Here is a 16,096-nt window from a genome sequence, read left to right as displayed (position 1 = left end):
CACCCTTCCAGCCTGATCCAACCTTTAAAATCCATTTGCCAGAGTTGATTAGGAAGAGGAGCTTCAAATCGCTGCCAATCCGGGGACCTTGGGGTTGATTTCGGTTCAATACGGTCATGGCGCTGTAGAATGGCGTGCACCGTGGAGCTTGCTGGAACTGTAATGCCTTTATGCTGCAGATAAGCGCAGATCTTTCGAGCGCCCCAAGCCGGGTAAGTATCACGTACTGATAAAACCCTCTGCTCCACCTCCTGTGGTGAACGTCCAGGAGATGTTCTGGGCCGGCGGGAGAGATCATTCAAGTCTTCTCCCGCACGCCACCGCCTCAGCCATTTATAGCCTGTTTGTGGGCTGATACCGAACCGGCGACACAAGGCACGCCGATTAGCATTGTCCTGAGCTGCAAGTCGGACAAACTCTTCTCGAAGTTTCATTGTTGAACACTCTTTCCAAGGCATCCCGGTCCCTCCCTGAATGCCATGTTAATGTGTCAACCATCTCTCCGAACACCTGTCACCTATGTCTCCGGTATGTACATCGGGGGCCGGGAAGACACCGAGGGGGAGGCAGCTGCTTGTCTCATGACCCGTTGAAGCGCCCTACTCTTTCCACCAATCCACACCCCTTGCCTAAATTACCAATTTGACAAGGGCGGTGTTTCATTCCACATTCATGTGTGAGGCTTCACAACCTCAATACAAGCGGCTACCGCTCCCGTAACTAGCGGATTTTTTGTGCCTTTTTTGTGAAGGGCGCAAACCCTTTGCTATGAGCGGGAGGACGGTGAATACAACACTTCCTTCGGGAAGGAATAAACCTGCCTGCCTTGTATCAGGTTGTGAACCTCCCGCTCGCCAGTGGGTCATCACAAACTTAACTGACGCGCGGATCTTCAACTGCCAAATACAAGGGGTACAAGAGCGTATCGCATTCATGCGCTACACTCTCATCTTGTTGTAAGCGTATCTTTATCCGAAAACCGGTGCCCACTTTTCGGCGATACGCTCTAAAATGACCAGTTCCGCTTGCGCGTGTAGCGCCACAAATACTTTCCAAAATGAAATAGACGAAGTGCTCGTCGCTGCATCTGATTTGCAGAACCTTGCTTATATGCAGCAGCTGTTGCTGAGCGAGAGGATGCAGGACAGCAGTGAACGGGATGCTTTGTTCACTTTGCATTATGCCTTCCGCGACCGACTGGAAGCTCTTCAAAAAAGCTGCGGACAGATTATTGATGCGTATTCCTCTCCCATGCCCAAAAGCAGGTTTCGGGAATACGGTCGGGAGCAGGTCGACCAGCCGCAGCCCATAACCAAAACAGTGCCGTTTCCAGACAAAGCCGGTTCCTGATCATCTCAGGCAATCGGCTTTTTTGATGGCCGCATAGGTGCTCGTGGCAGGTGTTTTGCCACGATGCACCTGTGCAGACCGACTGTGCTTGAGCGTTTGGCGCCGTGCGTGCCAGCCGCTGTGGTGCCGGAGGCGGAACGCGCATACACCCCGCATTGCCGCCAAGGGTGCCCTGCTGGTCTGCGGAGCTGTCATCCCTTCGCAGGCCAGCGCCTTTACAGGCCGTGGCATGTGGGATGCAAACATAGCAAGAATTGCAAAGAATGGTGGGCGGCGACAGCATAGAGTGGGTGGAGTTTTCTTTATCCCTGACCGAGCTGTGCCTTTGATGTTGTACCCCCTGCCCGTTTTGCCGGATTACCTTTGCTTCTCGTTAAAATCAGGCTCCCCTTTTGGGGGAGATGTTGTAGTCTCCTTGCAAGTTTGGGGGGCTGATTATGCGGCATGAAGCTTTGCAGAAGAACATCTACACGCAGCGGATTAACCGGGCGATGGATTACATTGAGCAGAACATCTGCGAGGAGCTTTCGCTGACGCAGATTGCCGATGCGGCCTGTTTTTCTCCCTATCACTTTCACCGCATCTTTCGCGCTATGACCGGAGAGACGGTCAACCAGTTCACCAGCCGGTTGCGGGTGGAGAAGGCAGCGCGGCGGCTGAAGCAGAACCCTGCGATCTCCATTACCGATGCGGCGCTGGACATGGGCTTTGCCTCGCCCTCCACCTTTGCGCGCTCGTTTCAGGCACGGTTTGGCATGTCGGCCAGTCAGTGGCGGCGGGATGCAAGCGCATCTGTTGAGGCGATTGATGGTGAGACCGTGGTGCTGGAACGGCCTGTGAGCGGGTTGGTGGCAGACAAGGCGGAGGTGTGCAAGCTGGAGCCGCGCACGGTGGCTTATGTGCGGCGGACGGACAACTTTCAGGAACGGCCCGAGATTTTTGGCGAGGCGTTTGGCGCGCTGATGGCGTGGGCCGGACCGCGTGGGCTGATGCATGGGGCGGAGATGATGTGCCTGTTCCACGACGACCCGCAAGTGACTGACGTGGAGCCTGTGCGGTTCAGCTCCTGCCTGACGCTGCATGGGCCAGCGGATGTTGAGGGCGAAGTGGGCAAGATGGTGGTTGGCGGCGGGCGCTATGCCTGCGGGCACTTTGTGATCACCCATGATCAATCTCAAGCTGCGTGGGAATATATGTATGGCGACTGGTTGCCCATGAGTGGTTATGAGCCGGAGAATATGCCGTGCTTCCAGCTGTATCCGTCCATGACCGGCGAGACGGGACCACATGAGGTGGTGATCTGCATTCCGGTGCGGCCTCTTTCTTAAGCCCCTGTGATTGGTAAGCGGGTTGCCGTCAAACTGCGCCTGCGGTTTATCGCGGAGTTAAGGGGCGCCGCCTTAGGGTTTGGCGGTGTTGGCTGGTTCGCGAGCGGTTCATGGTCCTCGGCTGGATATTCAGGCGTCTGTTCTTCTATCGCCTCCTGACCCTGTTCAGGATGTGGCGGCTCTACCTGTCTTTGCTGCTGTGGGCGCGTAAGGGGCTCTATTGGGGACTGTTTGCGGGTGTTTTGATGACCGTGTTGACGATCATCTATGCCATCGGGATTTACTGGGTAACAAACTGGGTCATGGAGCAGTCCGGCGGCTACGTGCTGGCTGACGTGGCCTGCTGGTCCCTGTGGGTTCCGCTGGTGTGGATGGCGGCGCTGGACACCCAGCTTTACATGGTCTGCCTGCGCACACCCAACCAAAAACTGCTCGGCAACCTGCTCTCCACATGGGCGTATGAGGAGAAGATCCGGGCTCATCTGGAGATGGTGCGGGAGAAGGCGGGGCGGTGATGTTGTTTGCTTGAGGCAATGAGCGCTGAAGAACGGCGTCAGCGCTCTATCTTATCTTTCGCTCTATCGAGTTTTACAGGACAGCAGGATCCTTGAGGTCTGTGTGCTCTCATCCACGAGCGGTTTCTTGCTCAGGATACCGAATTTGTTGGGATCGGCATTTGGCAGGCGGGAGCTACACATGGGTGTGACCGTCTCGAAGATCGCCGCCAGCACTTCCTGATCTCGGAATGGATTGGTGGTTGGGGTGATACTGAGCAGGAATTGCCAGTTCCGCGCTTTGTCTGGCTTGCTATAGGACAAGGTGTACTTGCCGACCTTCTTGGAATAGGTCAGCGGATACTGACCCGACTTGATGTTCTCATGAATTCGTTTTTGGTTGGGGCTTTGACAGCCAGCCAGAGCAACTCCGCTGAGCACAAGCGCAGCAACCAGCTTCAGTTTCGGATGCATTTATGGGCCTCATTTAAGAAGGCCATATCCTGCAAAGCTTGAAGTGTTGCTAGCATGGCCTTAAGCAATAAAGGTCTCATGTCTCATTTGGAGCCGGAGTGAGGCTGAATGCTCTTTTCAGCGATCACCCAAAGATCTTGTCGATATCGCTTTGTGATAGCAGTTTCCAGCTCCCCTCTTCCACGCCGTCCAGTGTGAGGCCGCCGAGTTGGGCGCGGTGGAGTTTGTTTACGTGGTTGCCGGTGGCGGCGAACATGCGGCGGACCTGGTGGTAGCGGCCTTCGTGGAGCGTGAGGCGGGCCGTTGTCTCGCTCAGGACTTCCAGTTCTGCTGGTTTGAGCGGTTTAGTCTCGTTCTCCAACATCATTTCACCGGAGGCAAACTGATCCGCTTCCCCGCCTGTCATCGGGCGGTCGAGCTCAACCTCATAGATCTTTGCAGCATCTGCCTTGGGTGAGATGATCTGGTGCAGGAGTTTGCCGTCATCAGTGAACAGCAACAGGCCTGTGGTGTCCTTGTCCAGTCTGCCCACAAAGGACAGAGCTGGTTTGCGGACGCGGTAGCGGTCTGGCAGCAGATCAAACACCAGACGTCCGCGATCCTTCATGGAACACGTGTAACCCAGCGGTTTGTTGAGCAGGATGACGGAGCCCTGTGGTGGGTCCAGCGGCTCGTCATCAAACAGGATGTCTTCATGAGGCAGCTTGCTATCGGCTTTGATTGGGTTGCCGTCTTTATCAGTGACCCAACCATTGCGGATGGCGGCCTGCATTTCTTTGCGGCTGCCGTATCCCAGATTTGCCAATAGCTTTACAAGTCTCATGCCTAGTTCCTAACTCAAAGCCGCAAGTTTATTTATTCGCCTTGATGGCACGAATGACTTTGTAGCCGTTCTGGTCTGCCTTGATCTCGTAGGAGGCGAACACCTTATCCAGTGTTGCTTCATATGGCAGGTGTCGGTTGGCGACCAACCACAGATGACCGGATGGACGCAAACCACGGGCGGCGGACTTGATGAACTCCTGCCCGATATCTGCACGGTCCTGCTTGCCACCTGCATGGAATGGCGGGTTGGTGAAGATGAAGTCGTAGGTGCGTGCCAGCTTCTTGGTGGCATCCTGCCAGATGAAGTCCAGCGCGACCTCTCCGGTCTTGCCCTTCAGGTTCTGCTCAGCCAAGTCCAGCGCACGCTTTTCAGCTTCATAAAGATCAATCTCTTTGACCTTTTCGCGTTTGGCAACTTCACGGGTCAGGTAGCCAAAACCACAGCCCAGATCAGCGCCGCGGCCCGCCAGTTTCTCTGGCAGTGTTGCAACAAGAAGCTGAGAGGCTTTGTCCAGATGATCCCATGCGAACACGCCCGGACGGCTGACGAACTCGCCCTCCATGATTTCGCGCGGTGCATCCAGTTTGGACCATTCTTCCACCAGCTCGTGGTTCACGGTTTCTGGTGTAATTTCTGCCCAGAACACACGGCATTTGTTCTTGGAGACCTTGCCGGTGTTGCCTGCCAATTTGGTGAGATCGCTTTCAGCAGTCTTGGCACCTTCTGTGTTGGAGGCACTGACAACGACAATACCGCCCTCTACTGCGGACTTCACGGCTTTTGCCATGAGTGCACGTGCTTCGTCACGCTGGCGCGGAGGCAGCAGCATGACCAGCGGGTACTGGCCGTCAACTTCTGGTGCAACTGTGAAGCCAGCGCGTTCCAGATTGTCTCTGTCTGGAGCGAATGTCTGCTGGCAGATCAGGCGGTCTTTGGCGATGCCATTCATGGCAAAGCCCATGCGGGCACGCAGGAAGAGTGCCTTTTGATCAGCGGCACCTTCTTCGAAGAAATTGAGCAGACCGTCTTCAAATGGCAGCAGCAATGTATCGAGAGCTGGATCTTTCATCTTGTTCTTATCCTTGCTGCCCTGGAGCCTGTCGCGTTCACTCAAGTCACGCGCCGAGCCCAAGGCTTTATTTGTAGGCGTATTCTAGTCCAAACCGCTTTTCGGAGATAAGCTTAAGACGTGTGCACAATTTCACGGGTTTCGCGGAAGCCGATATCAGGGTTCTTTTCACCGATGTAGCTTACTTCCCAAGCGTTTTTGAAGAGATAAACAGGCTTGTCGTCCCGGTCCAATGCCACATGCGCGCGGTTGGTCTCAAGGAACTTATCAAGCTTGAGCTTGTCTTCACACTCGATCCAGCGCGCTGTGTTGTACATGGCGGTCTCAAAGCCGATTTCTGTCTGGTATTCCGCTTTCAGGCGATCCACCACAACGTCCAGCTGAAGCACACCCACAACACCGACAATCCAGTTGGTGCCAATGGCTGGTTTGAAGATCTGCACCAGACCTTCTTCTGCCAGATCTTCCAAGCCACGGCGCATCTGCTTGACGCGCATGGTGTCTGTCAGGCGTACGCGGCGCAGAATTTCAGGTGCGAATGCTGGCAGGCCAGTGACGTGGATTTCTTCGCCTTCTGACAGGGTATCGCCCACACGCAGCTGGCCATGGTTTGGCACGCCGATCACATCGCCCGGATAGGCCTTTTCCGCAATCTCTCGTTCTTCTGCAAAGAAGAAGATTGGGGCGGACACGGTGATTGGCTTGCCAGCACGCACATGCTTGAGCTTCATGCCGCGTTTGAATGTACCGGAGCACAGGCGTACGAACGCGATGCGGTCACGGTGTTTGGGGTCCATATTGGCCTGAACCTTAAACACGAAGCCGGTTACCTTTTTCTCTTCCGGCTTGATGGTGCGGCCACCCGTTGCTGGCTGAGAATGTGGAGGTGGTGCATATGCGGCGATGAAATCGAGGATCTGGTCGATACCGTAATCGCGCAGAGCAGAACCGAAGAAGACTGGGGTCAGATGCCCTTCCAGGAAGCTTTCGTGATCGAACTCAGGGTAACCTGCGCCGCCCAGTTCCACGTTTTCTTCCAGTTCTTCGCGGATGTTGTCGAACAGTTCACCAACCAACTCAGGGTCTTCCAGACCTTTAACATCTTTGATGGTATCCAGAGCACCACCGCGGCCCTCAGTAGAGGTGAAGAAGCGGTTGCCGATATGGTCGTAAACACCAAAGAAGTCGGAACCCATACCAACAGGCCAGCTCATTGGCGTCACATCAAGGGCCAGTGCCTCTTGAATCTCGTCAATGACTTCCATTGGGTGGCGACCTTCACGGTCGATCTTGTTGACGAAGGTGATGATTGGAATATCGCGCAGGCGACAAACTTCAAACAGTTTGCGGGTCTGGGTTTCAATACCCTTTGCAGCGTCAATCACCATGATGGCTGCGTCAACAGCGGTTAGTGTACGATAGGTGTCTTCAGAAAAGTCTTCGTGGCCCGGTGTATCGAGCAGGTTGAAGAGGATGCCATCGCGCTCAAACGTCATCACGGAGGATGATACGGAGATACCGCGTTCCTGTTCAATCTTCATCCAGTCAGAGCGGGCGCGGCGGCGCTCACCACGCGCACGCACCTGCCCCGCAGCACGGATCGCACCACCACCCAGAAGCAGCTTCTCGGTGAGTGTGGTTTTACCGGCATCCGGGTGAGAGATGATCGCGAATGTGCGGCGTGCCTTATAGGCTTCCGTGCCTGCTGTGCTCATAGAGCCTCCTTTTGCAGGCAAACTCCTGCACTTTTGATGCTGCAGATGCCAAAAAACGCGGCGCGGCTTTCTTGGGCGCAGCCATGCGTTTGATCTGCAAAAACTAATGTTGCAGGCCTCTTACAAAATGTAGGCTCTGATTGCCAGCCCTTTCAGTTATTTGGGACAAATTGAACCCGGCAAATTGACAGTAGAAAACTGATGGCAACGCTGTTGAAGCAATGAAGCACGTTAGGCTTAATAACTCTGTTTTGGAGCAGAAACGGTTTAGATGCGACCTACAATTTATAATGGCACTTTACCCTTGAACCGCTTGGAGCAAGACAGGCCTAACAGCGTTAGCTACGCTCCTCTCTACTAATTCTTGGCACACATCAACGTATTGCGCGTCATCTTCAAATGCGTTTCGTCATCAACTGGGGAAAGGGAATTCACGTTATGAGCACCATGAAACATCCCAATATCATCGCAGGTCGGTACGAGTTGGTTTCTTCTGGCGAGTTCCCGGCTATGAACTTCAAACTGCCTCACACAAAAGAGTGCTTCACTTATGCGATTTATGGCCAGCAAGGTAAGGAATGGGTTTACTGGGATGACGCCTCAAACAAGTATGTCAGCTTTAATGGCAGCACTAACGGGATCAACACAGCTTGCCTGAACAAGCCGACAAACCTGAAGGATGGCACGTTCACAATCAACCTGCCGACGGACCAATCGCTAGGAAGTGGTGCTGTCATTATGTTTTTCGGGGCCTCTGCGGGTGTTCCTGTCAGCCAGAATAAGCCGTCTGCTCCAACACCAGATGGTAATCCAGACATGTGCTTTGGGCTTTTTGAAGTGACCTATACGGCGCCTGACAAGACAGGTGCTAAACAATCACTCGATGTGGACATCACTGTTGTTGATCAGATCAGCTTTCCTTTTACGGCTCACAGTGATACAGCGCCCTTCCCTCTCACTTGCGTGGGCATCCCACTCAGCCAGAATGAGTTAATTGAGCGCTTTAAGAAGGTGTTTGATTCATCAGGTCAACAAGCGGCTTTTTACCAGTGCTTGCAAGAAAGCACCGGACAGCTTGTTGCGCCACAAGATATTCTGCAAAAGAACACAACCCCAAAACCGCCCTCTTATTGCGGCCTCGCTCCTGCAACATCTGCGAACGCAGACAAAGACTTTCCAGAGTATGCTTACTTTTACCGGGTAAGTGAGACCTATGAACGTGATGGCAAAACGACTGAAACTGCAGGTTCCGCGCCAGTCTTCCCAGGAGCATTCAAAGGAAATCTGAATGCAGTCCATATCGGCTGGCTGAAGCACGGGACAGCGTTTCCTGGACCCTACAAAAAAAACAACCCGATTTCGACAGGTTTGCGCCTGTATCGAGCACGAGAACCAAAAGGCACCAAAACAGCTCCAGCCGATCTGAGCGCATATGAGCTGCTGGCTGAGATGAGCATTGCACAATGGAACGCACAATCTGGCTATGTTTATGTGGACGATACAACCCGTGTTAAGAACAAAAACCGGCATCCGCACAAAACCGATTATGGGTTCAACCCGCTTTCTGTATGGTTTGACGATGTGCTTCAAGGCTTTTTTGGCCACTATTACACGAAAGATTTCTGGCTCTACCAAGACCCTCAGGAGAAAAACAAGCAAAATGGAACGCTTTGGCGTGGTTCAGTGCAGAAAGTGATGCCCAAACGCGGCGAGAAGATCACTTCGATGGAGTACATCAATACCAAAGGCACAAGCGCGTCAATTGATGCAAAATGGACTTGGGGCGATGGCAAGACGGAGTACTTGGTGCTGCAACTCGTCGGGAATGCCTATGATCCTGCTGACTTGAATAACAGCAATATCAAAGGCATGACAACTTTGAGCTCTGCTGAATATGAAGGTGCAGTGATTAATGTGTATTTTCCGTATTTTGCGGAGAACACAGATCTCCTTTCCATGACGGTGCCACAGCTGAGCCTTTACAAAATTCCTCCAGCTCCTTCTTGGATGCAGAACCACACATTGAGCCCATCACAAATGGTCTTTGCCTGTAGTGGTGTGTTTGCCTCAGGAAACGATACGGATGCCAATGCACAATCTCATTTTGCCGGATTGGCAACCGCTGGTTTGACGAACATTGAAAATGTCATTGTTTCCGCCATAAATCGAGGTATCGCCTATGGCGAAGCAACTGTGCTGACGCCTCAGCAATACACTTGCCTTTTCACATTCAGTGCAAAGCCTACGGTCAACATTAACAACAATATGATCACGCATGTGCCACCGTGGATCTACACCTATTATCTGACAGGTGTGCTGGGTGATGGGTGCGAGACAACGTTGTCAGCACCGCAAACAGTTGAACTACTCGAAGCGGCGCAGGTTGGTTTAACATGGTTGCCACAGAGACCTGAACTATACAAAGCAGTACGAATCTATCGCCAGGTCGGCGACAATGATTTTGTTCTGGTTGGCGAGGTAGAGAACACCGCAAAACATCTGGCGACGTATTTTTTAGACACGAACTCAACAGAGCCCGCCTCACCCCATCGGTTTTATGGAGCACTGCGTACACCGGGAGCCGTCAATTGCAACTCGTATTCAGGCTTCTTGCATCGAAATTGGAATGTCAATGAGTTCATTGGTGTGAGTATTAATGGTTTTGCCTATGGATACCCGTTTGATGACCAAGGCGGGTTTTCCACCAACATCAACTACGGCGCCCATCTTCCCAAGGGCATTTTAATCAACATCGGCGCTCCGTGGAATACATAGGCCTGTACCCATCAACATAGAAGGCTGGCAATCACTAGCCTCTCAGAGTGTTCGGATGAGACGCAGGCGTTTTTGAGCCAGGTGCGAGCCGGCTAGCTTAGTTCGACCCGTATCGAAACATTACATGAATGAAGTGGGTTAGAGCTTAAGGTGGGTTTTCCATCTCTTGCTTTAGGAGCGTACCTTGCTGCTCAACTGTCTTTATTCAGAGTTCTATGAGGAACAGGTGTTTCTGGATCTGCTTGGCCTTTCATCCGCGGACTGGCAGAGCCTGCTGGAGCGGCGGGTGATGCCTGCCGCCTCTTACCTGTTCACCAACAGCTCGCTGTGTGTTTCCTTCTTTGGTCAGTATCAGGAACGGGAGCTTTATCGCTTCCACCTGAAGAGCCATCGGCGCTGGTTTGAGGATCTGCAGTGTTTTGGCCTGACACAGGAACAGGCCGCCAAAGCGTTTTTCCTCTCCCGTTTCCGCAATGCCAAAGAGGCATTTCGTGCCGGAGAGCTGGGATCTCGCTTGCATGCGTCCTACCCTGAGGTGCTGAGCGCGTTTGATGGGGATCTGGAGGAGCGCACATGGGGCCATTTTCTCAACGGCACCTACGGCATCTGCACCCGTGATGGCCAGCCGGACACGATCTTCCAGAAGCAGGTTGGTGTGCGGTACGTTGAGAAGATTACAGAGACCGAGCCTCACTGGTTCCCAGATGACCAGCTCGGGCTGCTGAGGCAAACAGTGGATTTTCTGGATGGTGTGGAATCCGAGTTTGCTGCACACGAGGTAAGTCAGTCGTCGAGACAGCGCTGTATCATTGATGTTCGGGAGCGGTATTTGGCAGAGCGTGTTGCGGCTTAAGGCGTCGCCATGGTGGAAGGCGCAGCGTGGTGCTGCGCCCAACTCATTTTAAGGCATCGGAAATGCGGTGCGAATAACCCAATTTCCATCCACCCATTTCATGACAAACCGGATTTGTGATGGTGTGAAAGATGTCCCTTCCTGGCCACAATACACCCGTGGACCAGCAGCAAATGGATTTTTATCAGTGAGGATTGAGCCAGCTTTACAATTGTATCCAATAAATGCAGCCGGTTTAGCTGCAAAATCTGCCTGTACAAGGTCGATCTCTACATTTGCAGCAGAACCCGTTGTTTCACAATTACCAGCGCCTCCTGCAAGGAAAATGGCAGCAACGCTTTCATATTGATCTTCATCCAAGAAAAATGTGCCTGTTTGCTTTGCTTGCGCATCTGCATCACTGCTGAAAATGCCTTCGTTGATCACATGCTTTGCGATATGTCCGCCTTGGTCTCGATTTGTGTCCAGCTCAGATGAAGCAATAACGCTGTCAATGGTTCGACATTGTTGAAGGGCAGCATTTGCCTCTACCGAAATCGATAGGAAAGCAGCAACTGCTGCAAGGATACTCAGAAATTTCATGGGTTTGTCCCTTGTTGTTTTTCGTTGGCAACAAGAGACAGGACGGGCTGGATCGGTGTGTGTGAGGCTGTGTTGGGCTTAAGGTAAAGGCAGGCTTAAGCTTATTTACCTTCGCAGGTGGTTTTCTCGAGAAGGTGCGCCCAGGTATTCTTTGGCACTGCGATGGAGAATTTGTTTTGGGCGGAGGCGACCATGATGGCGGTGAGTTTGAGTTCTCCGCCTTCGTCCACCATCACCGGACCGCCGGAGCCGCCGTAGTTGGTGTCGCAGCTGGTGAGCCAGAGGTTGCCACGGTCTTTCAGCAGCTTGCAGTTTTTATCGGCGGCCAGCAGGAACGGACGATCCCGAGCATATCCGGCGCTGGTGAGGTCGAGGTTTTGGGTGACTTCCGGCGAATTGCTGATCACCGACATCGGCGGCACGTCCAGCGGTTTTGAGAGTATGATTACGCCTACATCGGTTGCGGCATGCTTCAAAGTCGGGCGGGAGGTGAAGGTGTAGCCATCCAGCAAGTAGGTGCAGGCGGCAGTGGTGTGGGCGATAAACTTATCCCGACGCACCCCGGCCACGAAGTTGATTTTTGAGGGAACGTGCGCTTTGCCGGTACGGGCGTTGTACAGGCAATGAGCTGCGGTGATGACCATTCGATCCGAGATCAGCGTACCGGAGCACATTGAACGGGAACGGAACCCGGCAACATTCACCCGGCCAATGGCGTTCCATGGTTTATCCCAGCTGTCGATGATTTCGCGATTGTCCTCTCCAATGATACCGGGAAAGAATTTTTCGGATTTGCCGGGCTTATCCTGTGCCTTTGTTGCGGCTGCGCCCAGCGCGATGAGGAGAGCCGCCCCTAAGGTGCATTTGGAAAGCAAGTTCAGCAGCATAAGCAGGTCCTATCACGCCAGTTACGGCAGTATCACACCTGCTGTTATATGCGGCCTGCGGGCAATCGCCCAGACTAAAAATGCTATTGCAGGTTACTCGGCTTTTTCATCCGCACGGGCCTGCGCGATCACTGGCAGATCCATGTTGCCATCCTGGAACTTGAAGTTGAACTGGATGCTGCTGATTTTCCAGGCTCCGCCTTCATGCACCAGCGCAATATGATAGCTGCCATAAACCACCCAGATATCTCCGCCTTCTGCACCATCAATAAAGTGGGTGGCGGTGGCATGGACTTTGACCTTGGCTTTTTGCTCTTTGGATTCAACGAGTGCATTGCCGATCTGGTGATGGGTCTGATCAAACCCGGGCAGCAGCTCTTTCCATGCAGTTGTGATTGCTTCCGGCGTCAGGTCAACAGGTTCCCCTGCCCCAAAGGAGGAATAATCCAGATGGACACGGCCAGTCATCGCAGCTTCGACGGACTCCCAGTTCCGGTCGTCGACATCAATAAAGAAACGACTTATGCGATTTTGGATTGGCCCAATAGTATCCATCTACATGCTCCCAGCTGGTCAGGGCATCCAATAATGCTCTAACTATTTGTTTTCGCGCGTATCCATCTGTCGAAATCCGGTGTGCATTTCAGGGATAAGCCCGAGTTCATCTCCAAAGAGTACCATAGCCGCAGGCAGACTAGCGCATTTGCCTGCTCTACATACCTAAGGAATATAACGGTTACGCTGCGGAATGAGCACCTTCTTCCGATCCTATGGTTTTCAGAGGTATAATTCTTCGCCGCATTTCCGCCACAAATAGTGACAGATTACTGATCTTTGGGCCGGTGGATCAGGCGGGTCGCAATGGTTTTGCTGTGTGGTTGCTCACTGCTCATGGTCTGGGTCATGGCTTGCAGTGCTGCTTCTGCCCACTCCGGTTCCTGCTGTTTGATTGACCAGATCTCATTAGGCAGGAAGGACAGCATCTTATCGTCATCGAAGGTGGCAAGGCGTAGCTGAGCTGGGATGTGCCCGAGCTTCTCACGCAGGAGTGCCAAGGCGCCCTCCAGAACCGGTAGAGAAGATGCCATCAGGTTTTGCGGGGCAGTGCCGAGTTTATTCCAAAGGGTCTGCATCATCTGCTCCCCATCCTGCGTGCGGTTACGGGCGGACTGGAGGGTCCAGTCTTCACCTGCGTTTTCCGGCATGACATCCAGATATCCGCGTGCTCGCTCGGTGATGGTGGGTTGATTGCTGCCGCCGATCAGGAAGTAGACTGGCTCACTTCCCGCAGCCTTCGCAATGGCTGTCGTCAGGTCTTTTGCACCTTCAAAGTTGCTGGAGGTGATAATGGGGGCATCGGTGTTGCCATAGTCACGATCCAAAAACACTATAGGTTTGGTGATGGTTTTGCCCAAGTGTTGCTGACTGCCGGAGGTGGATGAGACCACAAACAGGCCGTCTACATTACGCTGAACAAGGCCGTTTGCCAGCTCCTTCTCTGTTTCTTCATCTGAGTTGGAGCAACTGATGATGAGCTGATAGCCGGTTTCGCGGCAGCGGTGTTCCAGCTCTTCAGAGAGTTTGGCAAAGAACGGGTTGGCAAGGCGCGGGATGATCAGGCCAAACGTGTTGGTGCGTTTGAGCTTGAGGCTGCGAGCGGTCAGGTCGAATTTGACACCATGCTCTTCCACATACTCACGAATGCGGGCCTGGGTTGCTTTGCTGATGCGGTACTTTTCTGCCTTGCCGCCCAGCACCAGTCGCACTGTGGTAATGGAGACGCCGAGCGCCTTTGCAATTTCATCCGGCTTTTTGGCCATTGCGTCGTTTCTCGCCCTGATTTTTCAGAGCCCCTCCTCGCTTGCCTGCGGTGGCGGAGTACGCTCTAACCCATTGCTCTGGCGTGTATCCTTTTGCGAAATGCATTCAGCATTTTGGGAGACACGCTTAACTGTTGAGTGGTAGTCAGCCTTCCTCAAATTGCCAAGCAGAATATGGCAGGTGCGGGCTGGTGTCCGTGGATATCCCGCAGCTTAGCGTGAGTTTGAGCACCACGTGATGCTCAAACTCTCTCATCCCCGCTTTAGAGCATGTCTTTCGCAGAGCCTGCGATCTTGACATTTATGCCCTGTGTCAGTGCCTGAGCCACGAACGCTTGAAGCACATCGCGCAGCTTATCTTCTGGCACATAAGCGACTGTGATGTGGTTGGACTGGTGCCCAGCCATAAGGTCGTCACGACCAACACCATCGAGCGTGCAGTTCATCAGTGGCCACTCATAAGTGGTTGCTTTACGGCGACGCTCAAACTCGTCTTCCGGCAGTTCAACAGCATGACCTGTGCCGATGTGCATGATGACCTGTGTGCCCTCATAATGCGCCCGCGCCCAGAAGAACGCGCCCGCCTTACACTGACCTGCGATGCTGGAACCGCCTTTAGGGAAATACATTACTGGCTGGCGATAGCCTGTGGCCCCTGCGATGCCACCTTTGAGATGCTCAAAGGGAACAGAACCGGAGATTTCAAAGTCCCAATAGAAGGTGCCTTCATACTCACTGCCCCAGCGCACATCATGCAGTGTGGTTTCAGCAGGCAGGCCCATGGCATCCAAAAGGCGCCACATCATGGTTTGCGGGATGGCCGTGCCCATGTCCACTTCGTTGATGCACGGGATTGGTTTGCCTTCCCAGATGATGGTGCCGTCTTCGTCCGGGATCGGGAAGCGCACTGTTGAGCCGATTGCTCCCTCAGCAAAGTCTGAAGCAGCACAACTGTCTTTCAGGCCTTGCTGGTACTGCACGCCAACCGCAGAGAGGCCGAAACGGGTGGTGAAGCGGGCCATGGCGATCATCATGGCGCACTGTTCCAACACCTGCTCGCGGGTCAGTTCAGTGGCATCATCACTGCCGAACTTGAAGGTCATGCCCCGGTCCTCGTAGAACTTCAGGCATTCCTCACGCAGAGACTGAGGCACTTTCTCCATTTCTACCAGAAGAGCTGACTGGGAGAGGCTTTCCAGCGGCATGCCGATATCTGTAAGAGCTTTGACCGGGAAATAGCCGTTCATCATGCCCATGCAGAACGTATCAAACAGGCCAAGGATGGCTTTGTTCTTTAGGATGTACTCGCCTACCTGTTGCCCTGCCTGACCGGCAGGAGTTTGCAGGACCGCATGGTTTGCGGAGACATCTTGCAGGTAGGAGGTGTCATGATTGAGTTTGCCATCCTTCAGCCATGTGGCGAGGCTTGAGTTGAAGAACTCATCCTCAAACGACTGGGACCAGAGGCGGGAGTAATCAACGCCAAGGCTTGTCAAAGAACCAGCCATGCAGAGCATGCCGACGAGACCCGGCCATGTGCCATCAAAATTGGCAAGCAGCAGGATTGGCCCTTTGTGTTTTGCAAGCGATGGCGCGATGTGGTGTGAGTACTGCCATGCAGTGAGCAACACGATGAGCGGGGCTTCCGGATCAATCCGCGCAAAGAGTTCTGAGCCTTCTTTTTGCGAAGAGATGAAGCCGTGGCCGCGCGCCGCATCATACTCATGGGCACGCTTCATCTTGAAGCCTTGTGCGGTCAGCGCAGTTTCCAATCGCTGCGCGTAATCCTCAAAGGTTGGCCAACAAGCGACATTGGCGCTTTCACGAAGGTCGGCATTGGTGACGACAAGGATCTCCTTGTCCGCTACACAGATAGGCGCTGGGGCCTGTGGCAGGTTGAGCACGTGGTGTCCTCCTGAACTT

General features: G+C 53.5%; 15 protein-coding genes. 5 read left to right on the top strand and 10 right to left on the bottom strand.

The features are described from left to right. A partial coding sequence (locus PsAD26_RS08875) for a helix-turn-helix domain-containing protein (RefSeq protein ID WP_153041470.1) occupies window positions 1–458 on the bottom strand: 458 nt, incomplete at its 3' end. 553 nt (window positions 459–1,011) lie between these two features. On the opposite strand from PsAD26_RS08875, the gene PsAD26_RS08870 reads away from it, so the two are divergent. The 3 genes from PsAD26_RS08870 (at window position 1,012) to PsAD26_RS08860 (ending at window position 3,193) form a co-directional block, all read left to right on the top strand. After that, a complete protein-coding gene (locus tag PsAD26_RS08870) occupies window positions 1,012–1,350 on the top strand; it encodes a hypothetical protein (protein ID WP_063310066.1) in 339 nt (112 codons plus the stop codon). 437 nt (window positions 1,351–1,787) lie between these two features. After that, window positions 1,788–2,678: an AraC family transcriptional regulator gene (locus PsAD26_RS08865; RefSeq protein ID WP_063310065.1), complete on the top strand. Its 891-nt coding sequence runs from the start codon at window positions 1,788–1,790 to the stop codon at window positions 2,676–2,678. Window positions 2,679–2,788: 110 nt separating this feature from the next. After that, entirely contained in the window at window positions 2,789–3,193 is a 405-nt protein-coding gene (locus PsAD26_RS08860) for a hypothetical protein (RefSeq protein WP_063310064.1), read from the top strand. 63 nt (window positions 3,194–3,256) lie between these two features. Here the strand turns inward: PsAD26_RS08860 and PsAD26_RS08855 are convergent, their stop codons facing one another. From PsAD26_RS08855 to PsAD26_RS08840, 4 genes are all read right to left on the bottom strand, one after another. Further along, window positions 3,257–3,646 (bottom strand): hypothetical protein, encoded by a 390-nt coding sequence (locus PsAD26_RS08855; protein ID WP_063310063.1) that lies wholly within the window; start codon window positions 3,644–3,646, stop codon window positions 3,257–3,259. A 124-nt stretch (window positions 3,647–3,770) separates the two neighbouring features. Then, window positions 3,771–4,469, bottom strand: a complete 699-nt coding sequence (locus PsAD26_RS08850) for a pseudouridine synthase (protein ID WP_063310062.1) — start codon at window positions 4,467–4,469, stop codon at window positions 3,771–3,773. A gap of 28 nt (window positions 4,470–4,497) precedes the next feature. After that, window positions 4,498–5,541, bottom strand: a complete 1,044-nt coding sequence (locus PsAD26_RS08845) for a class I SAM-dependent methyltransferase (RefSeq protein WP_063299200.1) — start codon at window positions 5,539–5,541, stop codon at window positions 4,498–4,500. A 113-nt stretch (window positions 5,542–5,654) separates the two neighbouring features. Continuing rightward, window positions 5,655–7,256 carry a peptide chain release factor 3 gene (locus PsAD26_RS08840; protein ID WP_063287413.1) on the bottom strand — a complete coding sequence of 534 codons (1,602 nt, stop codon included), beginning with the start codon at window positions 7,254–7,256 and terminating at the stop codon, window positions 5,655–5,657. Window positions 7,257–7,694: 438 nt separating this feature from the next. Here PsAD26_RS08840 and PsAD26_RS08835 point away from each other — a divergent pair, with 438 nt between their 5' ends. Then, the gene (locus tag PsAD26_RS08835; RefSeq protein WP_063310061.1) at window positions 7,695–10,031 is read left to right on the top strand and encodes a hypothetical protein; all 2,337 of its coding nucleotides are present in this window, start codon (window positions 7,695–7,697) and stop codon (window positions 10,029–10,031) included. Window positions 10,032–10,215: 184 nt separating this feature from the next. Further along, entirely contained in the window at window positions 10,216–10,884 is a 669-nt protein-coding gene (locus PsAD26_RS08830) for a DUF6058 family natural product biosynthesis protein (RefSeq protein WP_063310060.1), read from the top strand. A 48-nt stretch (window positions 10,885–10,932) separates the two neighbouring features. On the opposite strand, the gene PsAD26_RS08825 is transcribed toward PsAD26_RS08830, so the two are convergent. From PsAD26_RS08825 to PsAD26_RS08805, 5 genes are all read right to left on the bottom strand, one after another. Then, window positions 10,933–11,466: a hypothetical protein gene (locus tag PsAD26_RS08825; protein WP_063310059.1), complete on the bottom strand. Its 534-nt coding sequence runs from the start codon at window positions 11,464–11,466 to the stop codon at window positions 10,933–10,935. Between the two features lie 101 nt (window positions 11,467–11,567). After that, complete coding sequence (locus PsAD26_RS08820; RefSeq protein ID WP_063310058.1) at window positions 11,568–12,353, bottom strand: trypsin-like serine protease; 786 nt, start codon at window positions 12,351–12,353, stop codon at window positions 11,568–11,570. Between the two features lie 93 nt (window positions 12,354–12,446). After that, the gene (locus tag PsAD26_RS08815; protein WP_084403612.1) at window positions 12,447–12,908 is read right to left on the bottom strand and encodes a nuclear transport factor 2 family protein; all 462 of its coding nucleotides are present in this window, start codon (window positions 12,906–12,908) and stop codon (window positions 12,447–12,449) included. Between the two features lie 269 nt (window positions 12,909–13,177). Further along, window positions 13,178–14,173 carry a LacI family DNA-binding transcriptional regulator gene (locus PsAD26_RS08810; protein ID WP_063310057.1) on the bottom strand — a complete coding sequence of 332 codons (996 nt, stop codon included), beginning with the start codon at window positions 14,171–14,173 and terminating at the stop codon, window positions 13,178–13,180. Between the two features lie 263 nt (window positions 14,174–14,436). After that, window positions 14,437–16,077, bottom strand: coding sequence for a signal transduction protein (locus tag PsAD26_RS08805; RefSeq protein ID WP_063310056.1), 1,641 nt, complete (start codon window positions 16,075–16,077; stop codon window positions 14,437–14,439). Between the last annotated feature and the right edge of the window lie 19 nt (window positions 16,078–16,096).

The organism is Pseudovibrio sp. Ad26 (genome assembly GCF_001623285.1).
Lineage (GTDB): Bacteria > Pseudomonadota > Alphaproteobacteria > Rhizobiales > Stappiaceae > Pseudovibrio > Pseudovibrio ascidiaceicola.
Note: the sequence above shows the minus strand (reverse complement) of the source record. Positions and strands in the feature narration are given on the sequence as shown.

What these genes read in the sequence shown, in the direction of transcription:
- PsAD26_RS08870 (WP_063310066.1), top strand. Translation starts at nt 1,012, where the DNA reads ATGACCAGTTCCGCTTGCGCGTGTAGCGCCACAAATACTTTCCAAAAT.
- PsAD26_RS08865 (WP_063310065.1), top strand. Translation starts at nt 1,788, where the DNA reads ATGCGGCATGAAGCTTTGCAGAAGAACATCTACACGCAGCGGATTAAC.
- PsAD26_RS08860 (WP_063310064.1), top strand. Translation starts at nt 2,789, where the DNA reads ATGGTCCTCGGCTGGATATTCAGGCGTCTGTTCTTCTATCGCCTCCTG.
- PsAD26_RS08855 (WP_063310063.1), bottom strand. Translation starts at nt 3,646, where the DNA reads ATGCATCCGAAACTGAAGCTGGTTGCTGCGCTTGTGCTCAGCGGAGTT.
- PsAD26_RS08850 (WP_063310062.1), bottom strand. Translation starts at nt 4,469, where the DNA reads ATGAGACTTGTAAAGCTATTGGCAAATCTGGGATACGGCAGCCGCAAA.
- PsAD26_RS08845 (WP_063299200.1), bottom strand. Translation starts at nt 5,541, where the DNA reads ATGAAAGATCCAGCTCTCGATACATTGCTGCTGCCATTTGAAGACGGT.
- PsAD26_RS08840 (WP_063287413.1), bottom strand. Translation starts at nt 7,256, where the DNA reads ATGAGCACAGCAGGCACGGAAGCCTATAAGGCACGCCGCACATTCGCG.
- PsAD26_RS08835 (WP_063310061.1), top strand. Translation starts at nt 7,695, where the DNA reads ATGAGCACCATGAAACATCCCAATATCATCGCAGGTCGGTACGAGTTG.
- PsAD26_RS08825 (WP_063310059.1), bottom strand. Translation starts at nt 11,466, where the DNA reads ATGAAATTTCTGAGTATCCTTGCAGCAGTTGCTGCTTTCCTATCGATT.
- PsAD26_RS08820 (WP_063310058.1), bottom strand. Translation starts at nt 12,353, where the DNA reads ATGCTGCTGAACTTGCTTTCCAAATGCACCTTAGGGGCGGCTCTCCTC.
- PsAD26_RS08815 (WP_084403612.1), bottom strand. Translation starts at nt 12,908, where the DNA reads ATGGATACTATTGGGCCAATCCAAAATCGCATAAGTCGTTTCTTTATT.
- PsAD26_RS08810 (WP_063310057.1), bottom strand. Translation starts at nt 14,173, where the DNA reads ATGGCCAAAAAGCCGGATGAAATTGCAAAGGCGCTCGGCGTCTCCATT.